Origin of the sequence: Paracoccus binzhouensis, from assembly GCF_016446475.1 — a bacterium.
In the GTDB taxonomy this organism is placed as follows: domain Bacteria; phylum Pseudomonadota; class Alphaproteobacteria; order Rhodobacterales; family Rhodobacteraceae; genus Paracoccus; species Paracoccus binzhouensis.
Genome location: NZ_JAEHFP010000094.1, coordinates 1 through 17,182, shown reverse-complemented (window position 1 = coordinate 17,182; position 17,182 = coordinate 1). Strand labels below are relative to the sequence as shown.

18 protein-coding genes are annotated in these 17,182 nt (G+C 68.7%); 7 read left to right on the top strand and 11 right to left on the bottom strand.

What is annotated here, in order from left to right; genetic code table 11:
* The 3 genes from I9P22_RS18095 to prfA form a co-directional block, all read right to left on the bottom strand.
* Positions 1-696, bottom strand: a 696-nt coding sequence (locus I9P22_RS18095) for a DUF4167 domain-containing protein (protein ID WP_199260888.1), incomplete at its 3' end; no start/stop codon positions are given.
* Between the two features lie 247 nt (positions 697-943).
* Complete coding sequence (gene prmC / locus I9P22_RS18090) at positions 944-1,783, bottom strand: peptide chain release factor N(5)-glutamine methyltransferase (protein WP_199260887.1); 840 nt, start codon at positions 1,781-1,783, stop codon at positions 944-946.
* 4 nt (positions 1,784-1,787) lie between these two features.
* Positions 1,788-2,843: a peptide chain release factor 1 gene (gene prfA / locus I9P22_RS18085; protein WP_199260886.1), complete on the bottom strand. Its 1,056-nt coding sequence runs from the start codon at positions 2,841-2,843 to the stop codon at positions 1,788-1,790.
* 128 nt (positions 2,844-2,971) lie between these two features.
* Between prfA and I9P22_RS18080 the strand changes: the two genes are divergently transcribed.
* The gene (locus I9P22_RS18080; RefSeq protein ID WP_332909043.1) at positions 2,972-4,051 is read left to right on the top strand and encodes a cytochrome-c peroxidase; all 1,080 of its coding nucleotides are present in this window, start codon (positions 2,972-2,974) and stop codon (positions 4,049-4,051) included.
* 80 nt (positions 4,052-4,131) lie between these two features.
* On the opposite strand, the gene I9P22_RS18075 is transcribed toward I9P22_RS18080, so the two are convergent.
* Positions 4,132-4,713, bottom strand: a complete 582-nt coding sequence (locus I9P22_RS18075; protein WP_199260885.1) for a YceI family protein — start codon at positions 4,711-4,713, stop codon at positions 4,132-4,134.
* A 287-nt stretch (positions 4,714-5,000) separates the two neighbouring features.
* Between I9P22_RS18075 and rpsF the strand changes: the two genes are divergently transcribed.
* The 4 genes from rpsF (at position 5,001) to I9P22_RS18055 (ending at position 7,184) form a co-directional block, all read left to right on the top strand.
* The gene (rpsF, locus tag I9P22_RS18070; RefSeq protein ID WP_199260884.1) at positions 5,001-5,408 is read left to right on the top strand and encodes a 30S ribosomal protein S6; all 408 of its coding nucleotides are present in this window, start codon (positions 5,001-5,003) and stop codon (positions 5,406-5,408) included.
* An 18-nt stretch (positions 5,409-5,426) separates the two neighbouring features.
* Complete coding sequence (gene rpsR, locus I9P22_RS18065; RefSeq protein ID WP_011747229.1) at positions 5,427-5,654, top strand: 30S ribosomal protein S18; 228 nt, start codon at positions 5,427-5,429, stop codon at positions 5,652-5,654.
* 12 nt (positions 5,655-5,666) lie between these two features.
* Positions 5,667-6,251 carry a 50S ribosomal protein L9 gene (gene rplI / locus I9P22_RS18060; RefSeq protein ID WP_199260883.1) on the top strand — a complete coding sequence of 195 codons (585 nt, stop codon included), beginning with the start codon at positions 5,667-5,669 and terminating at the stop codon, positions 6,249-6,251.
* 168 nt (positions 6,252-6,419) lie between these two features.
* Positions 6,420-7,184 (top strand): hypothetical protein, encoded by a 765-nt coding sequence (locus I9P22_RS18055; RefSeq protein ID WP_199260882.1) that lies wholly within the window; start codon positions 6,420-6,422, stop codon positions 7,182-7,184.
* 280 nt (positions 7,185-7,464) lie between these two features.
* Here the strand turns inward: I9P22_RS18055 and tig are convergent, their stop codons facing one another.
* Both tig and gltX read right to left on the bottom strand, forming a co-directional pair.
* The gene (gene tig, locus I9P22_RS18050; RefSeq protein WP_199260881.1) at positions 7,465-8,799 is read right to left on the bottom strand and encodes a trigger factor; all 1,335 of its coding nucleotides are present in this window, start codon (positions 8,797-8,799) and stop codon (positions 7,465-7,467) included.
* A 792-nt stretch (positions 8,800-9,591) separates the two neighbouring features.
* Positions 9,592-10,917, bottom strand: a complete 1,326-nt coding sequence (gene gltX / locus I9P22_RS18045; RefSeq protein WP_199260880.1) for a glutamate--tRNA ligase — start codon at positions 10,915-10,917, stop codon at positions 9,592-9,594.
* 77 nt (positions 10,918-10,994) lie between these two features.
* On the opposite strand from gltX, the gene I9P22_RS18040 reads away from it, so the two are divergent.
* Both I9P22_RS18040 and I9P22_RS18035 read left to right on the top strand, forming a co-directional pair.
* A complete protein-coding gene (locus tag I9P22_RS18040) occupies positions 10,995-11,402 on the top strand; it encodes a metallopeptidase family protein (protein ID WP_199260879.1) in 408 nt (135 codons plus the stop codon).
* Positions 11,402-12,373, top strand: coding sequence for a 1-phosphofructokinase family hexose kinase (locus I9P22_RS18035; protein ID WP_199260878.1), 972 nt, complete (start codon positions 11,402-11,404; stop codon positions 12,371-12,373). Before I9P22_RS18040 ends, I9P22_RS18035 begins: the two co-directional genes overlap by 1 nt.
* Before the next feature lie 14 nt (positions 12,374-12,387).
* Here the strand turns inward: I9P22_RS18035 and I9P22_RS18030 are convergent, their stop codons facing one another.
* The 5 genes from I9P22_RS18030 to yidC form a co-directional block, all read right to left on the bottom strand.
* On the bottom strand, positions 12,388-12,906 hold the full coding sequence (locus I9P22_RS18030) for a SixA phosphatase family protein (protein WP_199260877.1): 519 nt from the start codon (positions 12,904-12,906) through the stop codon (positions 12,388-12,390).
* Positions 12,907-13,025: 119 nt separating this feature from the next.
* Positions 13,026-13,925 carry an acetylglutamate kinase gene (gene argB / locus I9P22_RS18025; protein ID WP_199260889.1) on the bottom strand — a complete coding sequence of 300 codons (900 nt, stop codon included), beginning with the start codon at positions 13,923-13,925 and terminating at the stop codon, positions 13,026-13,028.
* Positions 13,926-13,986: 61 nt separating this feature from the next.
* A complete protein-coding gene (gene yihA, locus I9P22_RS18020; protein ID WP_199260876.1) occupies positions 13,987-14,637 on the bottom strand; it encodes a ribosome biogenesis GTP-binding protein YihA/YsxC in 651 nt (216 codons plus the stop codon).
* The gene (locus I9P22_RS18015) at positions 14,634-15,392 is read right to left on the bottom strand and encodes an MOSC domain-containing protein (RefSeq protein ID WP_199260875.1); all 759 of its coding nucleotides are present in this window, start codon (positions 15,390-15,392) and stop codon (positions 14,634-14,636) included. The genes yihA and I9P22_RS18015 overlap by 4 nt, the downstream gene beginning before the upstream one ends.
* Positions 15,389-17,182 (bottom strand): membrane protein insertase YidC (gene yidC / locus I9P22_RS18010; protein WP_199260874.1); only part of this gene is annotated, 1,794 nt, incomplete at its 5' end. The genes I9P22_RS18015 and yidC, both read right to left, overlap by 4 nt.

Below are 17,182 nucleotides of genomic sequence, written 5' to 3'. Positions count from 1 at the left end.
CGCGCGGCTGCGCCGACGCGGGGCGGGCGCGGCTTCGCCGGTCTCGGCCGCGGGCTCCTCGGCAGCGGGCTTCTCGACCGCGGGCTTCTCGGGGGCCGGTTTCCGGGCCAGAGCGGCCGCTTCGGCCTGCGCTTCGGCCACGGGGGTCTCGGCGGCGGCCTCGGGGGTCTCGACCGGGCCGGCGGCGTCCTCGTCCGAGGCGATCACCGGCGGCAGGCCCGATTCCACCGGAGCGGCGGCGCGGGGCTGGCGCTCCTCTCGCCGGTCGTCGCGGCGATCTTCGCGACGATCTTCCCGGCGGTCGTCGCGGCGATCATCGCGGCGGTCGTGCCGGTCCTGACGGGTCTCGTAGCGCTGGCCGTTCTGGCCGTGACCGTTCCCGTCCTGGCCGTTTCCGTCCTGGAAATCGTCGTCGCGGCCCTGGTGTTGCTGGCTCTGGCGCTCGGCCTGTTCGCGCTGCGCCTCGCCCAGCAGGCGGGTGTAATGCTCGGCATGCTGCAGGAAGCTCTGCTCGGCGACCCGGTCGTTGGAAAGCTGAGCGTCGCGGGCGAGGGTCAGGTATTTCTCGATGATCTGCTGGGGCGTGCCGCGCACCTTGCCCTCGGGGCCCGAGGAATCGAAGACGCGGTTGACGATATTGCCCAGCGAACGCTGTCGGTTCGACTTGTTACGCGAACGGGATTTGGATGATCTCATCAGCTTGTTTGTCAGTTTTCGTCCGGCTTCGGCCGGCGGAGGTTGGGGTCATCTCGAAGGCGGGTGCCAGACTGGGATGCGGCTGCAGGGCCGTTTCCCGCTTTACCAGGGAATTTCTGGGTTATCTGAGTATAGCTGACCCGTGCGTGGGCAGCGCCCCCGTCACACTTGCGAATAAACACGCCGCAGCGCCGCTTACAAGCGAAAATTTCGTCGAATGCCGCAAAACACGCGGATCGTTGCCGGCTCAGGCCGGCTTGCGGGCGGCGACCACCCGGTCGCGCCCGTCCAGATCGGGCAGGATTCGCGGCTGGACCAGCCCCGCGGCCCGCATCAGGTCCGCCACCTGCCTGCCCTGTGTCGGGCCGATCTCGACCAGCAGCCGGCCGCCGGGGCGCAGATGGGGTGGCGCGCCGGCGGCGATGGCGCGATAGGCGGACAGCCCGTCGCCTTCGTCGGTCAGGGCACCGCGCGGCTCCCAATCCCGGACCTCGGGTGACAGGTGATCCATTTCGGCCAGCGCGATATAGGGCGGGTTCGAGACGATCAGATCGTATTCCCCCCGCACCCGCTCGAACCAGTCGGATTCGATGAAATCGGCGGAAACCCCTATCCTTGCGGCATTTTCCTGCGCCACCTGCAGCGCCGCGGCCGAGATGTCGGTGCCCAGCCCGCACGCGCCCGGCCGCTCGGCCAGAAGCGAGATCAGGATGGCGCCCGTGCCGGTCCCCAGATCCAGCACCGAGGCGAAGGGTTCGGCCAGCGCCGCCTCGACCAGGGTTTCCGTCTCGGGGCGCGGGTCGAGCGTGTCGCGGGTCACGCGGAACTCGTGCTTCCAGAAGGCGCGGCGGCCGAGGATCTGGCTGACCGGCTGGCGCGCGGCGCGGGCGGCAAGGGCTGCGTCGAAACGACGCAGGGCCTCGGCCGGCAGGGGCGCAGCCAGCACGGCGGCCAGGTGATGGCGCGGCAGCTCCAGCACATGGGCCAGCAGCAGCCGGGCATCCTCGGCCGCAGCCGGCACCCCGGCCTTGGCCAGCAGCGCGGCACCCCGGCGCAGGGCCTCGGCACCGGAAGGCGCGGCACTCATGGAATCAGCTGCCCTGCGCGGCCAGCCGCGCCGCCTGGTCATGGGCGGTCAGCGCATCGACGACCTCGCCGATCTCGCCCTGCATGATCCGGTCCAGCGAATACAGCGTCAGGCCGATGCGGTGATCGGTCATCCGGCCCTGCGGGAAATTGTAGGTGCGGATGCGTTCCGACCGATCGCCCGAGCCGACCTGCGACTTGCGGTCCGCTGCACGCTCGGCATCGGCGCGCGATCGTTCCAGGTCGTAAAGCCGGGCCCGCAGCACGGCCATGGCATTGGCGCGGTTCTGGTGCTGGGATTTCTCGGAACTGGTCACCACGATGCCGGTCGGCAGGTGGGTGATACGCACCGCCGAATCGGTGGTGTTGACGTGCTGACCGCCGGCGCCGCTGGCGCGCATGGTGTCGATGCGGATGTCAGCGGCCGGGATGTCGATGTCGACCTCCTCGGCCTCGGGCAGCACGGCGACAGTGGCGGCGCTGGTATGGATCCGGCCGCCCGATTCGGTTTCGGGCACGCGCTGGACGCGATGCACGCCGGATTCGTATTTCAGCTTGGCGAAGACCCCCTCGCCCTCGATCCGGGCCACCGCCTCGCGCACGCCGCCCAGGTCGGATTCGGCCAGTTCCAGCAGCTGGAACTGCCAGCCCTGCGATTCGGCAAAGCGGCGATACATCGCCAGCAGGTCGCCCGCGAACAGCGCCGCCTCCTCGCCGCCGGTGCCGGGGCGGATCTCCAGGATCGCCGGCCGGGCATCGGCCGCGTCGCGGGGCAGAAGGGCGATGCGCAGCGCATGTTCCAGCCCGGGCAGCAGCTCGCGCAGCCGGCCCAGCTCATCCGTGGCCAGCTCGCGCATCTCGGGGTCGGCCAGCATGGCCTGGGCCTCGGCGATGCCGTCCTGCGCGGCGCGCCATTCGGCGATCTGCGCCACCACCGGCTTCAGCTCGGCATATTCGCGGCTGATGCCGGCGATTTCCTCCGGCGCCGGGCCGGCATTCAGCCGCGCCTCGAGATATTCGAAGCGCGCGACGATCTGGGAGAGGCGATCCTGCGGCAGCATGACACGGGGATTAGCCGCTGCATCCGCGGCCGGCAAGGCGGAACCGTGACCCAGATCAAGGCGCGCGCCGTGCCGCGGGCGCACCATATGGCCGACGCGCGGCACATCAAGCCACAAGGAGGCATATCGTGAAACTCGTCCCCCTGCTGACAGCGACGAGTCTGGCATTGGCGGCCCTGCCCGCCATGGCCCAGACTGCAGCCATCGACAGCAGCGCCCTGCGCGAGGAAGCCAAGGGCGTGTTCGAGACGGTTCCCGCGGCACTGACCGCCATCAAGCAGACCGAGGACAGTCCCGAAGGCATCGCCCTGACCCCCGAGAAGATCGAGCTGGGCAAGACGCTGTTCTTCGATCCGCGCATGTCGCGCTCGGGCCTGATCTCGTGCCAGACCTGCCACAACGTCGGCCTGGGCGGCGTGGACGGGCTGCCGACCTCGGTCGGGCATGGCTGGCAGAAGGGACCGCGCAACGCCCCCACCATGCTGAACGCGATCTTCAACGCCGCGCAGTTCTGGGACGGCCGTGCCCCCGACCTGGCCGAGCAGGCCAAGGGTCCGGTCCAGGCCAGCGTCGAGATGAGCAACACCCCCGACGAGCTGGAGCGCACCCTCAACTCGATGCCCGCCTATGTCGAGGCGTTCCGCAAGGCCTTCCCGGACCAGAAGGATCCGGTGAACTTCGACAATTTCGCCGCCGCCATCGAACAGTTCGAGGCGACGCTGATCACCCCGAACAGCGCCTTCGACCGCTTTCTGGCCGGCGACGATACGGCCATGTCCGAGCAGGAGCAGCGCGGGCTGCAGGCCTTCATGGATACCGGCTGCACCGCCTGCCATTACGGCATGAACGTCGGCGGGCAGGACTACTATCCGTTCGGCCTGGTCGCGAAGCCGGGCGCCGAAGTGCTGCCCGCCTGCGATACCGGCCGGTTCGAGGTGACGAAGACCGTCGACGACGAATATGTCTTCCGCGCCGCCCCGTTGCGCAACGTGGCGCTGACCGCGCCCTATTTCCATTCGGGCGTGGTCTGGGATCTGAAGGAGGCGGTGCAGATCATGTCCTCGTCGCAGCTCGGCACCGAGTTGACGGGCGAGCAGGTGGACGACATCGTCGCCTTCCTGGGCACGCTGACCGGCGAGCAGCCGCAGATCGCGCATCCGATCCTGCCGGTGCGCAGCCAGGAAACTCCACTTCCCGCGCCGATGTAAGAAGGCCCGGCAACCTGCTGTCCAGGAAAGAAAAAGGGGCCCGCGCGGGGCCCCTTCATTCATGTCGCCCGCGGGCGGGATCACTCGGCCTTCACGGCTTCGACGGTGATCTTGATCTCGACCTCGTCCTCGACGGCCGGGGCGAACTTGCCCAGATTGAACTCGCTGCGCTTGATCTCGGCCTCGGCGTCGAAACCGGCGGCTTCCTTGCCGGTCATCGGATGGGCGGCGACCTGGTTCAGGTCCACGTCGAGCACCACCACCTTGGTCACGCCGTTCAGCGTCAGATCGCCGGTGACCTTCGCCTCCTTGTCGCCGTCGAGCTCGACCTTGGTGGACTTGAAGGTCGCCACCGCGCCAGCCGCGTCGGTGTTGAAGAAATCCGCCCCGAACAGGTGCTTGTCCAGATCGGGCGAAGGGGTGCGCAGGCCGGAAAGCGGGATGGTCGCCTCGACGCTGGAATTGGCCGGATTCTCGGCATCCAGCATCAGCTTGCCGGTGACGCCGTTGATGATGCCGGTGCTGGTCGAGAACCCCATGTGATCGTAGTCGAACACCACCTGGCTGTGCGCGGGGTCGAAATCATATTGCACGGGCACGGCCATGGCGGCGCCGGCACCCAGGACGGCGAATGCGGCGAGAGGGGCGAAGACGGCTTTCATGCGGAGCTCCTGATTGAATTGGTCATGAACGGTTCCCACAGGGAATGCCCCATATCAACAAAGGTTTCCTTGCAGCAGCCTGACAATTTCGTGTTTCGCCGCAGCGCGGAAACAATGTCGCCGCAGCGGCGAATATGCGGGACTCGCGGGGGTTTTGCCTTGCATTCGCCGGCATGACCGCTATAAGGCCGCATCCTTCCGCAAATGCGAAACCGGCGCAGCCTCTCGTGGCGGGGCGCGGAAGGGCTGTCCCGCCGTTGAAGTGCGCCCTGCAAAAAGGTGCAGACATGCCGCTTTACGAGCATGTGCTGATCGCCCGCCAGGACCTGTCGAACGCGCAGGCCGAGGGGCTGATCGAACATTTCTCGACCGTGATCGCCGACAATGGCGGCAAGGTCGTGGACAACGAATACTGGGGTGTGCGCACCCTCGCCTACAAGATCAACAAGAACCGCAAGGGCCATTACGCCTTCCTGCGTTCGGACGCGCCCTCGGCCGCCGTGCAGGAGATGGAGCGCCTGGCCCGCCTGCATGACGACGTCATGCGCGTGCTGACCGTCCGCGTCGACGAGCACAAGGACGGCCCTTCGATCCAGATGCAGAAGCGCGACGAGCGCGAGCGCGGTGATCGCGGCGACCGTGGCGGCGATCGTGGCGAACGCCGCGAGCGGCGCGACCGCGAAGACCGGAACTAAGGGAAAGGAACCAGGATCATGGCCAACAAACCCTTCTTCCGCCGCCGGAAAGTCTGCCCCTTCTCGGGCGACAACGCCCCCGCCATCGACTACAAGGACACGCGGCTGCTGCAGCGCTACATCAGCGAACGCGGCAAGATCGTGCCCTCGCGCATCACCGCCGTCTCGGCCAAGAAGCAGCGTGAACTGGCGCGCGCCATCAAGCGCGCCCGCTTCCTCGCCCTGCTTCCCTATGCCGTGAAGTAAGGAGAGCCGACCATGCAAGTCATCCTGCTGGAACGTGTGGCCAAGCTGGGCCAGATGGGCGAGGTCGTGAAGGTCAAAGAGGGCTTCGCGCGCAACTACCTGCTGCCGCAGGGCAAGGCGCTGCGGGCCTCGGAAGCCAACATCAAGGCCTTCGAGGAGCGCAAGGCGGAACTCGCCGCCCGCAACGACGAAAGCCGCGCCGAGGCCGAGGCCCTGGCCGCGAAGCTGGACGGGCAGACCTTCGTCATCATCCGCTCGGCCTCGGATGCCGGCGCGCTCTATGGCTCGGTCACCCCGCGTGACGCCGCCGAGGTCGCCAATGCCGAGGGCTTCGCCATCGAGCGGCGCCAGGTCGTGCTGACCGGCCCGATCAAGGATCTGGGCCTGCACGAGGTCCGCGTGCACCTGCACCCGGAAGTCGACGTGACCATCAAGCTGAACGTCGCCCGTTCGGCCGAGGAGGCCGAGTTGCAAGCCTCGGGCAAGTCGATCCAGGAACTGGCCGCCGAGGCCGATGCCGCCGCCGATTTCGAGATCGCCGAACTGTTCGACGATATCGGCTCGGCCGGCCGCGACGAGGACGAAGCCGCGAACTGATCGCGCCTTCCGACCAGGAACCGGAAGAACGCGCCGCGACCCGGCGCGTTTTTTCATGTCCGCCAGCCGGTGCGGAATGCGCTGGCCAGAAGCCCCGAAGAGGCCGGAACATTCGCGTGGGTCGCGGGGTTTAGTCGCCAAGGCGCCCACCGCGAAAGGAAGTCCGCCATGCGTCCCCAGGACGAGCAAGACCGCAATGAAACCGAGGTGACCGGCGAGACCCGCTTCGGCCCCCGCCCAGTGCCCGAAGGGCATCGCCGGCCTTCCAGCCCCTACGAATCGCGGCGCATCCCGCCGCATGGCGATGTCTCGCCCGACGGCACCCGGCCCTGGCCGCATCCCTCGCGCAGCGCCAGATGGCTGGTCTGGGGCGGCACCGCGCTGGCCGCCGCGGCACTGACCGCCGGCACGGTGATCGCGGCGCGCCGGGTCGTCGAGCTGCTGTCGGAGGACACACCGCCCCGGCGGCGCGAGACGCCCGCTCCGCACCTTGCCGAGGCGAACGCGGCCGCGCGCGAGGCTGCACGGCGGCGGACCGAGGCCGAGCACAACCGGCCGCGCCGCCGCCGCCCGCCGCGCCAGAGCCTGATGCAGGAGGTCGAGGCGAACAGCGCCAGTCTGGCCCAAGGCGTCGAAAGCGTCATGCGTTCGGTCGATTCCGCCATGGCCGGCTTCCGCTCGGTCGCCGGCCAGGCCAGCGCCGTCATGCGGGAATTCGGCGATGCCGCGGCGCTGGCCCGGGGCATCTTCGACCGCCCGGGACGCGAGCAGGCCGAGGCGCCGCGCACGACGCGGCCCGACCGTCCGCGCGCAGACGACCGGCACGGTGCGCATATGCCCGACCTGCGCGACGACCCGCTGCTGCACGACCCGATGGAGGGGCCCGAGCCCGAAGGCCCGGCCGACCACGATCCGCGCACGCATCGGCTTTAAGCGGCGCGACGGCAGAGGGGAACGCCGTTTCCCTCTTGGCCCGTGCCGGGCCAGTTCGCCCCATGGAGTGTTTGGAAAACGGTGAAGGGCCGGGGCGCGGCGAGCGCGCGAATGCTCGCCGTTCTGCTCCTGCCGGGGTTGCCATCCCCGGGCCATCCCGGCCGGACGGGCTTCTTCGTTCCCCAAATACTCCCTGCCCGGCCGGGCCGGTTCCGGCCTGCCGCAACGAAAATGGCCGGCCCCGAAGGACCGGCCTTTCGCATGGCTGGCGGGACCGGAATCAGGCCTGGTCCAGCGCCTCGATGGCCTTTTCCAGCTCTTCCTTGGTCACGTCCTTGTCGGCGACCTTGGCGCCTTCGACGATGTGGTCGACGACCTTGTCCTCGAAGATCGGGGCGCGCAGCTGCTGCTGGGCCTGCGGGTTCTGCTGGATGAACTCGAAGAAGGCGCGCTCCTGGCCCGGGAACTGGCGGGCCTGGCGCAGCACGGCCTGGGTCATCTCCTGGTCCGTCACGGTGATCTCGGCCTTCTGGCCGATCTCGGCGAGCAGCAGGCCCAGGCGGACCCGGCGCTCGGCCAGCGACTTGTGCTCCTCGGTCGGCTCGATCTCGCCATGGTCATGGCCGTGCTCCTCGGGGTGCTCCTCGTGCCAGAGCTGGTGGGCGATCTGATGCGCCTCGGCCTCGACCAGCGATTCGGGCAGGTCGAACTTGACCAGCGCGTCCAGCTTGTCCAGCAGCGCACGCTTCAGCACCTGGCGCGAGGCGCCCTTGAATTCAGCCTCCAGCCGCTCGCGGATCTGGCCCTTCAGCGCATCGAGGCTTTCGGCGCCGAATTTCTTCGCCAGCTCGTCGTCCAGCTCGGCCGGTTTCGGGGCCTTCACGGCCTTCACCGTGGTCTCGAAGACGGCATCCTTGCCGGCCAGGTGCGGGGCGCCGTATTCCTCGGGGAACTTGACCTCGACCTTGACCTCGTCGCCGGCCTTCGCGCCGACCAGCTGCTCCTCGAAACCGGGGATGAAGCTGCCCGAGCCCAGGACCAGCGGATAGTCCTCGGCGGCGCCGCCCTCGAAGGCCTCGCCGTCCACCATGCCCTTGAAGTCGATCACCACCTGATCGCCGTCCTTGGCCTTGCTGCCCTTCTTGCGGTCCTCGAAGGACTGGGCGTTCTTGGCCAGGTTCTCCAGCGCCTCGTTCACCTGCTCGTCGCTGGCCGAAACGACCAGGCGCTCAAGCTCGATGCCGGACAGGTCGGCTTCCGGGATCTCGGGCAGAGCCTCGTAGGCGACGGTGACGACGACATCGTCACCCTCTTTCCAGGACTCGCCATTGACCATCTCGATCTTCGGCTGGACAGCGGGACGGTCGCCGGATTTCTCCAGGTGGTCGCGCAGCGCCTTGTCGATGGCCTCCTGCATGGCGTCGCCCATGACGCGCTGGCCGAACTGCTTCTTCAGCAGCGCCATCGGCACCTTGCCCTTGCGGAAGCCCTTCATCTCGACCTCGGGCTGCGCCTCTTTCAGCTTCGCATCCACCTGCGCCGCCAGATCGGCCGCCGGCAGGGTGAACTCGTAGCCCCGCTTCAGCCCTTCGTTCCGGGTTTCCTTGACCTGCATTTGTCTTCCTTCATCCAACCATGCCGCGGGAGGAGGGCCAGCCCTCCATTCCGGCGGCGAGGCCCTTGCCCCGCGCCCCCGCCTGTTTCAGCGCGCTAGCTAGGGGATTTCGCCGACCATAGCAAGGAGGAAGGCGGGTTTTGCCGCTGTTCCGGGCGATCCGGCAAGCGGGAAAGCCGGCAGGCAACGGGCGGGCGGCGGGCGGGCGGCGGGCGTACGGGATCGGCGAATGGACGGCGGCGGATGACGGCCCTGCCCGCGCGCGCCGCGGCGCGCGCGGGCATGGACCAATCGCGCTTTAGCGCCGCCCGGCTGGGCCGGGTTGTGGGCCAGGCGCGCCGCGCTGCAAGCGGGCCGGCACAGCCGCAGGTTGTCAGTCTCGGGAAATCATCGCACTGCCGTGATTAGGTCAGCCAACAATACCTAACTTATGGACAAGTTCCCTTCTTTCCAGCAGCAAGGCATACAGGCGATGTTGCGTAAGTGGTTGTTTGTTAACCTTGGTAATTGGTTCCTTGTTGTCTGTTCAAGCCTGACCGGGCGGGCGCGTGCTTCTGCGCCCGCCCGGCCGTGGAACCGCCGCCCCCTGCCGGTTCCGGCCCGGCCACGGCGGCGCCGCCAGCCGCGGGATTGGCGCCGGGCTCGCCTCTGGCGATAGCGTGCCGTCACGAAACCACAACAAAACATGCAAATACACGATCCCGCCCCGGCCTCGCGCGGCAGTGCAAGACGAAAAAGGCCGCCCTCAGGCGGCCTTTCTGCATCCGGCGGGCGGCGTCCTCGGGCCCGGGCTCAGGTCCGGGCGCGCACCACCTGCAAGAGCGGCATGACCTCGGACATGTCGGGCCCATGCGCCTGGCCGGTCAGGGCCTTGCGCAGAGGCATGAACAGGGCCTTGCCCTTGCGTCCCGTGGCCGCCTTCACCGCATTGGTGAACTCGCCCCAGCTTGCATCGCCATAGGGCGGCGGCGGCAGCAGTTTCATCGCCTCGGCGATGAAATCCGCATCCTCGGGGTCGATCTGCGGCTCGGCGCCGTTCGAGAAGATCTCCCACCAGCCGGCCAGGTCGTCCAGCCTGGTGATGTTCTGCGAGGCGACGCGCCAGAACCGCTCGGCCAGCGCGTCGGGCACGCCAAGCGCGGCGATGCGGTCCTTGACCTCGGCGAACGGCCGCGCCTGGTTCGCCTCGCGCGTCAGCGGCCACAGGTCCTCGGCGTCGAACTTGGTGGGCGAGGCGCCGAATTGCGACAGCTCGAAGCCCTCGGCCAGCTCGTCCAGCGACATCTTCAGCTCGACCGGCTGCGACGAGCCCAGCCGCGCCATCAGCGACAGGAGCGCCTCGGGCGCCACGCCGCTTTCGCGCAGGTCCCTGATCGACAGCGTGCCCAGGCGCTTGGACAGCTCCTCGCCCTGGGCCCCGGTCAGCAGGCTGTGATGGGCAAAGGCCGGCGGCTCGGACCCCAGCGCGCGGATGATCTGGATCTGCGTCGCGGTATTGGTCACATGGTCGGCGCCGCGCACGATATGGGTGACGGCCATGTCGGCGTCATCGACAGAACTCGCGAAGGTGTAAAGCACCTGCCCGTCGGCGCGGATCAGCACCGGATCGGAAACCGAGGCCGCGTCGATGGAAATCTCGCCCAGGATGCCGTCGGCCCATTCGATGCGCTCCTGATCCAGCAGGAAGCGCCAGTAGCCGTCGCGGCCCTCGGCCCGCAGCCGGTCCTTGTCGGCGTCCGAGAGGTTCAGCCCGGCGCGGTCATAGACCGGCGGCTTGCCCATGTTCAGCTGCTTCTTGCGCTTCAGGTCCAGCTCGGTCGGGGTCTCGAACACTTCGTAGAGCCGGCCGGCCGCGCGCAGGCCCTCGGCCGCCTCGGCATAGCGGTCCAGGCGGTCCGACTGCCGCTCGATCCGGTCCCAGGTCAGGCCCAGCCATTCCAGGTCGCGCTGGATGCCGTCGGCATATTCCTGCTTCGACCGCTCGCGGTCGGTATCGTCCAGCCGCAGGATGAAGGTGCCGCCCGCCTTGCGCGCGATCAGGTAGTTCATCAGCGCCGTGCGCAGGTTGCCGACATGGATGTGGCCGGTGGGCGAAGGGGCGAAACGGGTGGTGGTCATGGGGGATCTCCTGTCGGCTTCGCTCTTTCACAAACCGCGGTTTTTGTCCATATCGGGACCAAAGACGAGGTGAGCCGATGCTTGACTGGAAAGACGCCGAGGCCCCCGACGCGGCCATGATCGAGGAACTGGCGCGCGAGGCCATCGCCGGCCTGCCACCGGAATTCGCCGATCCGGCCGCGCAGGTGGTGCTGCGCATCGAGGATTTCGCCAGCGAGGAATTCCTGGACGAGCTGGAGATCGACGACCCGCTGGAACTGACCGGGCTTTACGACGGCGTGCCGATGACCGAAAAATCCGCCAGCGCGCCGCAGCATTTCCCCGATACGGTCTGGCTGTTCCGCCGCGCCATCCTGGACGAATGGGCCTCGCGCGGCGACGTGACGCTGGGCCAGCTGGTCGCGCATGTCGTGGTCCACGAATTCGCCCATCATTTCGGCTGGTCCGACGACGACATCGCCGCCATCGACCGCTGGTGGGAATGATGGACCAGGCGCCGATCCTGACCATCACCCTGAATCCGGCGCTTGACGTCACCACCGCGGCCGAGCGCGTGGTGCCCGACATCAAGCTGCGCTGCGCGGCGCCGCGCTTCGACCCGGGCGGCGGCGGCATCAATGTCAGCCGGGCGATCCGCGCCATGGGCGGCGACAGCACGGCGCTGGTGGCGCTTGGCGGCGCCACCGGCCAGCGCATCGCCGGGCTGCTGGAGGAAACCGGCATCCCGCTTGTCACCCTGCCGGCGCCGGGCGAGACGCGGCAGTCGCTGACCGTGGACGACCGCACCATCCGCCAGCAATACCGCTTCGTCATGCCCGGCCCGGAATGGTCCGCGGCCGATGTCGAGGCCGCGCTGGAGGCCGCCGCCGGCGCCGCCGAACCCGGCGCGCTGGTGGTGCTGTCGGGCTCGAACCCGCCGGGCGTGCCGGCGGGCTTTGCCGCCCTGCTGGCCGAGCGGCTGCGCGGCAGCGGCGCGCGGCTGGTCGTGGACACCTCGGGGCCGGCGCTGGCCGAGGTCGCCGCCGCCACCGACCGAAGGGTCGAGATCCTGCGCATGGATGACGAGGAAGCCGTGGGGCTTGCCGGCCACCCCCTGCCCTATCGCGCCGACACCGCCGCCTTCGCGGCCAGCCTGGTCGCCTCGGGCGCCGCGCATGGGGTGATCGTGGCGCGCGGTCGCGACGGCAACATCATCGCCACCGACAAGGGCATCTGGCATGCCGAGGCGGCGCGGGTGCAGGTGGTCAGCAAGGTCGGGGCCGGCGACAGTTTCCTGGCCGGCTTCACGCTGGGCCATGCCCGCGGCTGGCCGGTCGGCGATGCGCTGGGACTGGCGGCCGCCGCCGCCTCGGCCACGGTGCTGACGCCGGCGACCGAGCTTTGCCGGGGCGAGGATGTCGAACGGCTGTTCGCCGCCCGCGTGGTGACGCAGATGCGCGCCGGCACGGCCGCCTGAATGGGGCGGAGGGCCTAGGCGCGCCCGTCCATGCGCACGAAGTCCAGCACGCTGCCCTGGGCCGGGCCCAGCTTGGACCAGTCGTCGATCTGGAAATCGACGACCAGCGTCGCCGCGGTCGGATAGCGGCGGAAATCCGGGTCCAGTGGCGCCCGGGCCGGCAGCATGGCGGCAAATTCGGCGATGCCGGGATTGTGGCCGATCATCATCACCGTCGGCGCCGAGGCGCTGCGCAGGATCTCCAGCATCTTTTCCGGCGCGGCGTGGTAAAGGCCCGGCTCGTAACGGATATGCGGCCGCACTTCCAGCGGCGCCAAGGCGATGCCGGCCCAGGTCTCGCGCGTGCGCTCGGCAGTCGAGCACAGCACTTCCTCGGGCTCGTAGCCGCGGCTGGCCAGCCAGTCGCCCAGTTCGCGCGCCGAGCGGCGGCCGCGGGCGTTCAGCGGCCGGTCGTGATCCGGTTGCGCCGGATCGTCCCAGGACGATTTCGCATGACGGGTCAGGATCAGACGGCAGTGTCCGAGAGGGGTCATCGAATTGCCTTTTCGGCCATACGGTTAAGGTTGGGCAACGGGACCGAGCCTGCCACAGCTTCCGGCGCCCGGGCAAGCACTCTCTTTGCCGCCCGCGCGGCCGGCCGCCTTCGGCCGTTTCACAGCCCGCTGTCGCCCTGGCGCAAGCCGCGCGGCTTGACCCGCGGCTCGGTCGAGCGGATCAGCGAGCCGGCGCCATGCTCGGTGAACAGTTCGAGCAGGCAGGCATTCGGCACCCGCCCGTCCAGGATCACCACGGCGCGCACGCCCTCCTCCAGTGCCTTCAGCGCGGTCTCGGTCTTGGGGATCATACCGCCGGCGATGGTGCCGTCGGCGATCATCGCCCGCACCTGGTCGGGATGCATCGCCGTCACCACCTCGCCAGAGGCGTCCTTGACGCCCGAGACATCGGTCAGCAGCAGTAGCCGGTCGGCCTTGAGCGCACCGGCAATCGCACCGGCGGCGGTGTCGCCGTTGACGTTGAAGGTCTCGTTATCCTCCATGCCCGTGGCCACCGGGGCGATGACCGGGATCAGCCCGGCATTGTAAAGGTCGCGGATGATCTGCACGTTCATCTCGACCGGGCGGCCGACGAAGCCCAGCTCGGGATCGTCCGGCTCGCAGACCATCAGGTCGTCGTCCTTGCCGGAAATGCCGACCGCGCGGCCGCCGGCATCGTTGATCGCCTGCACGATGCGCTTGTTGACCAGGCCGGACAGCACCATTTCCACCACTTCGACCGTCTCGCGGGTGGTGACGCGCTTGCCGAGCACGAAGCGGCTTTCGATGCCCAGCTTGCCCAGCAGGTCGTTGATCATCGGGCCGCCGCCATGGCAGACGACCGGATGGATGCCGACCTGCTTCATCAGCACGATGTCGCGGGCGAATTCGGCCATCGCCTCGTCGTCGCCCATGGCATTGCCGCCGAACTTCACCACCACCACGGCGCCGGAATAGCGCTGCATGTAAGGCAGGGCCTCGGACAGAGTGCGGGCGGTGGCGATCCAGTCACGGTTCATCTTCTGCTTTCTCATCGAAGGCCCCTGTTCGTCGCGCCCGACCCTAGGGCGCGGGCGCCGATCAGTCCAGACCGGCGATGATGGCGCGCAGCGTGGCGATGCCCTGGCCCTTGTCCGAGCTTGTGATCACAAGCTCGGGATAGGCGGCGGGATGCTTCTGCAGCGCCTCCTGCACCTGGGCGACGGTGGCCTGCATGGCCTGCGGGCCGATCTTGTCGCCCTTGGTCAGCACCACCTGGAAGGGCACGGCAGAGCGGTCGAGCAGCGTCATGATCTCGTGATCGACATCCTTCACGCCATGGCGCGAATCGATCAGCGTGAAGGCGCGGCGCAGCGTCGGCCGGCCGGCCAGGTAGTTCTTCAACAGCGCCTGCCATTTCGCCACCACCGCCACCGGCGCCTTGGCAAAGCCGTAGCCCGGCAGGTCGACCAGATAGGCCTGCTCGCCCAGGGTGAAATAGTTGATCTCCTGCGTGCGGCCCGGGGTGTTCGAGGCCCGCGCCAGCCAGTTCCGGCCGGTCAGGGCGTTGATCAGGCTGGATTTGCCGACATTCGAGCGGCCGGCGAAGCAGACCTCGGGGCGGTCGGCGGGCGGCAGCCCGTCCATGGCGACCACGCCCTTGAGGAAATCAACCGGCCCGGCGAACAGCTTGCGCGCCGCCTCGGCCACCTCGGCATCGGGCTCGGGGGCGACGGGAAAGGCGACCTTCATGCCCGCACCTCGTCGCCCAAGGCGATCTCGCCGCCGGTCACCACCTCGGCATAGATGCCGAAATCGCGATGGCCGAACTGCGCCTCCAGCGCCTCGGGCATGGCGATGTCGATGCGGCCGGTGGCGGGGTCGGCGCTGGTCGCCGGGCAGCGTCCGATGGTCTCGGTCACCCGCAGTTCCACCCCGCCCACGGTCAGGACATGGCCGATCAGGTCGCGTTCGGCATAGGGCGCCCAGCCCTCCAGCCAGAGATTGCCGCGCCAGCGCTCGACGCCAAGGCGCATCCCCAGCCGTGATTCCAGGTCGGCCAGGCTCGACAGCGACAGGATCGAGACCCAGGGCTGGTTCACATCGGTCCAGCCGGTCGGCCCGCGCACCAGGCGGGTGGGGGCGGGCTTGCCCTCGGACCAGAGCGGGCGGACCCAGTCCACCAGCCGCGCGCCCTCGGTCTCGGGATCGAAGTCCAGGTCGGGCAGGTCGGGATGGGTCAGGCGGATCCGCCCGCCCTCGGCATCCTCGCCCCAGCCGCCCTGCACCGCCTGCAACCCGGCCGAGGCCGCGCCGCGCAGGAAGCAGGACTTGGGCAGCCAGCGCTGCGGCACGTCGCCGGCGTGACGCTCTCCGCCCTCGGTCAGCAGCGCCCAGAGGCGATCGCCCGGCAGCCGCCGCGCCGCGGCCAGGCGGGCGCGGCGCAGGTCCTCGCCGCCGATCGCCTTGATCGGATGGCGGCGGATCCGGGCGATGCGAGCGGTCATTTGCCGCCCTTGTCCCCGGGCTTGCCCTTGTCACCCGCCGTCTTGGGCCGCGCCGGCAGGCTGGAGCGGATGTTGCCGAACAGGTCGGGCCGGTGGCCGTGCATCGACATGATCGTGTACTGCTGGATGATGGTGATGGTGTTGTTGGTGATCCAGTACAGCACCAGCCCCGAAGCAAAGCCGCCCAGCATGAACATGAAGATCCAGGGCATCCAGGCGAAGATCATCTTCTGCGCCGGGTCGGCCGGGGCCGGGTTCAGCTTCTGCTGCATCCACATCGAGATGCCCAGCAGGATGGCGAGGATCGGCAGGGTGAAGCTGTGCAGGAAGCTGCCCTGCCCCGGCGCCGCCCAGGGCAGCAGGCCGAAGAGGTTCCACAGGCTGGACGGGTCGGGCGCCGAAAGGTCGCGGATCCAGCCGATCCAGGGCGCGTGCCGCAGCTCGATGGTGACGAAGATCACCTTGTAGAGCGAGAAGAAGATCGGGATCTGCAGCAGCACCGGCAAACAGCCCGCGGCGGGGTTCACCTTCTCGCGCTTGTAGAGCTCCATCACCTCTTTCTGGTATTTCATCCGGTCGTCGCCGGTGCGGCCCTTGATCGCCTCCATTTCCGGCTGCAGTTCCTTCATCTTGGCCATCGAGATGTAGGATTTGCGCGCCAGCGGGAAGACCAGCAGCTTCAGCACGAAGGTCAGCGCGATGATCGCCCAGCCCATGTTGCCGATCATGCCGTGCAGCCAGTGCAGCAGGCGGAAGATCGGCTTGGTCAGGAAGTAGAACCAGCCCCAGTCGATGGAATCGACGAAACGGTCGATGCCGGGATTTTCCTGGTAGCCGTTAATGACCTCCCAGACCTTGGCGCCGGCGAACAGGTGGCTGGCGCTGGTGCCGGTGGCGCCGGGGGCGACGGTCTGCACCGGCATCCGCGTCTCGGCCTGGTAGATGTCGGCGCCGGGGGCGTATTTCACCACCGCGGTGAAGGAATTGCCCGGCGCGGGCGCCAGCGTGGTCATCCAGTACTTGTCGGTGAAGCCGATCCAGCCGTTTTCCTGAACCTCGAGCAGCTGCGCCGGCCCCTCGCCCGGAAGCGGGGAAATATCGGGCAGGTTCTTGTATTTCTCCTCGAGCAGCTTGCCGTCGGTCATGCCGACGATCCCCTCGTGCAGCACGAAGAAGTTCTGGGTATCGGGCTTGCCGTGGCGGGCGAGGATGCCGTAGGGCGCGGCCGTGAACGGCGCGGCGCCGGTATTCTCGACCGATTGCGTCACGGTGAACAGGAACTTGTCGTCAAGCTCATAGATGCGGCGGAAGATCTGCCCCGCGCCGTTGTCCCAGCGCAGCGTGACCGGCTGGCCGGGCGCCAGGGTCGAGCCGGATTCGACTTCCCACAGCGTGGCCGGGCCGGGGACCAGCGCCGGATCGGTGCCGGGACCGGGCATCCAGCCATAGACGGCGTAATAGGGTTTGTGCAGCGCGGACCGGGTGTCGCCACCCGGAGCGACCGGACTTCCCTGGGCCTGAAGCTCGGGTCGGGCGGTGGGCGAGAGCAGCCGCACGAAGGGCGAATTGGGGTCCAGCGTCTCGTGATAGCCGGTCAGTTCCAGATCGTCGATCCGCCCCCCCGCCAGCGAGATGGTACCGGCAAGCGCGGGCGACTCGATCTTCACCCGGGCGGCGCTGGCCGAGGGATCGGCGCTGGTCGCCGTATCGGCCGCCAGCTCCGGGGCGGCGCCCTGCGGCGCGGCGCCGGGCGCTGCCGGGCTGCCGGTTCCGGGGGCGGCGCCTTGTTC

Bases quoted from the DNA above. Each gene is read 5' to 3' on its own strand.
- prmC (WP_199260887.1), bottom strand. From the start codon at position 1,783: ATGAGTGCCGCGCCTTCCGGTGCCGAGGCCCTGCGCCGGGGTGCCGCG.
- prfA (WP_199260886.1), bottom strand. From the start codon at position 2,843: ATGCTGCCGCAGGATCGCCTCTCCCAGATCGTCGCGCGCTTCGAATAT.
- I9P22_RS18075 (WP_199260885.1), bottom strand. From the start codon at position 4,713: ATGAAAGCCGTCTTCGCCCCTCTCGCCGCATTCGCCGTCCTGGGTGCC.
- rpsF (WP_199260884.1), top strand. From the start codon at position 5,001: ATGCCGCTTTACGAGCATGTGCTGATCGCCCGCCAGGACCTGTCGAAC.
- rpsR (WP_011747229.1), top strand. From the start codon at position 5,427: ATGGCCAACAAACCCTTCTTCCGCCGCCGGAAAGTCTGCCCCTTCTCG.
- rplI (WP_199260883.1), top strand. From the start codon at position 5,667: ATGCAAGTCATCCTGCTGGAACGTGTGGCCAAGCTGGGCCAGATGGGC.
- I9P22_RS18055 (WP_199260882.1), top strand. From the start codon at position 6,420: ATGCGTCCCCAGGACGAGCAAGACCGCAATGAAACCGAGGTGACCGGC.
- tig (WP_199260881.1), bottom strand. From the start codon at position 8,799: ATGCAGGTCAAGGAAACCCGGAACGAAGGGCTGAAGCGGGGCTACGAG.
- gltX (WP_199260880.1), bottom strand. From the start codon at position 10,917: ATGACCACCACCCGTTTCGCCCCTTCGCCCACCGGCCACATCCATGTC.
- I9P22_RS18040 (WP_199260879.1), top strand. From the start codon at position 10,995: ATGCTTGACTGGAAAGACGCCGAGGCCCCCGACGCGGCCATGATCGAG.
- I9P22_RS18035 (WP_199260878.1), top strand. From the start codon at position 11,402: ATGGACCAGGCGCCGATCCTGACCATCACCCTGAATCCGGCGCTTGAC.
- I9P22_RS18030 (WP_199260877.1), bottom strand. From the start codon at position 12,906: ATGACCCCTCTCGGACACTGCCGTCTGATCCTGACCCGTCATGCGAAA.
- argB (WP_199260889.1), bottom strand. From the start codon at position 13,925: ATGAACCGTGACTGGATCGCCACCGCCCGCACTCTGTCCGAGGCCCTG.
- yihA (WP_199260876.1), bottom strand. From the start codon at position 14,637: ATGAAGGTCGCCTTTCCCGTCGCCCCCGAGCCCGATGCCGAGGTGGCC.
- I9P22_RS18015 (WP_199260875.1), bottom strand. From the start codon at position 15,392: ATGACCGCTCGCATCGCCCGGATCCGCCGCCATCCGATCAAGGCGATC.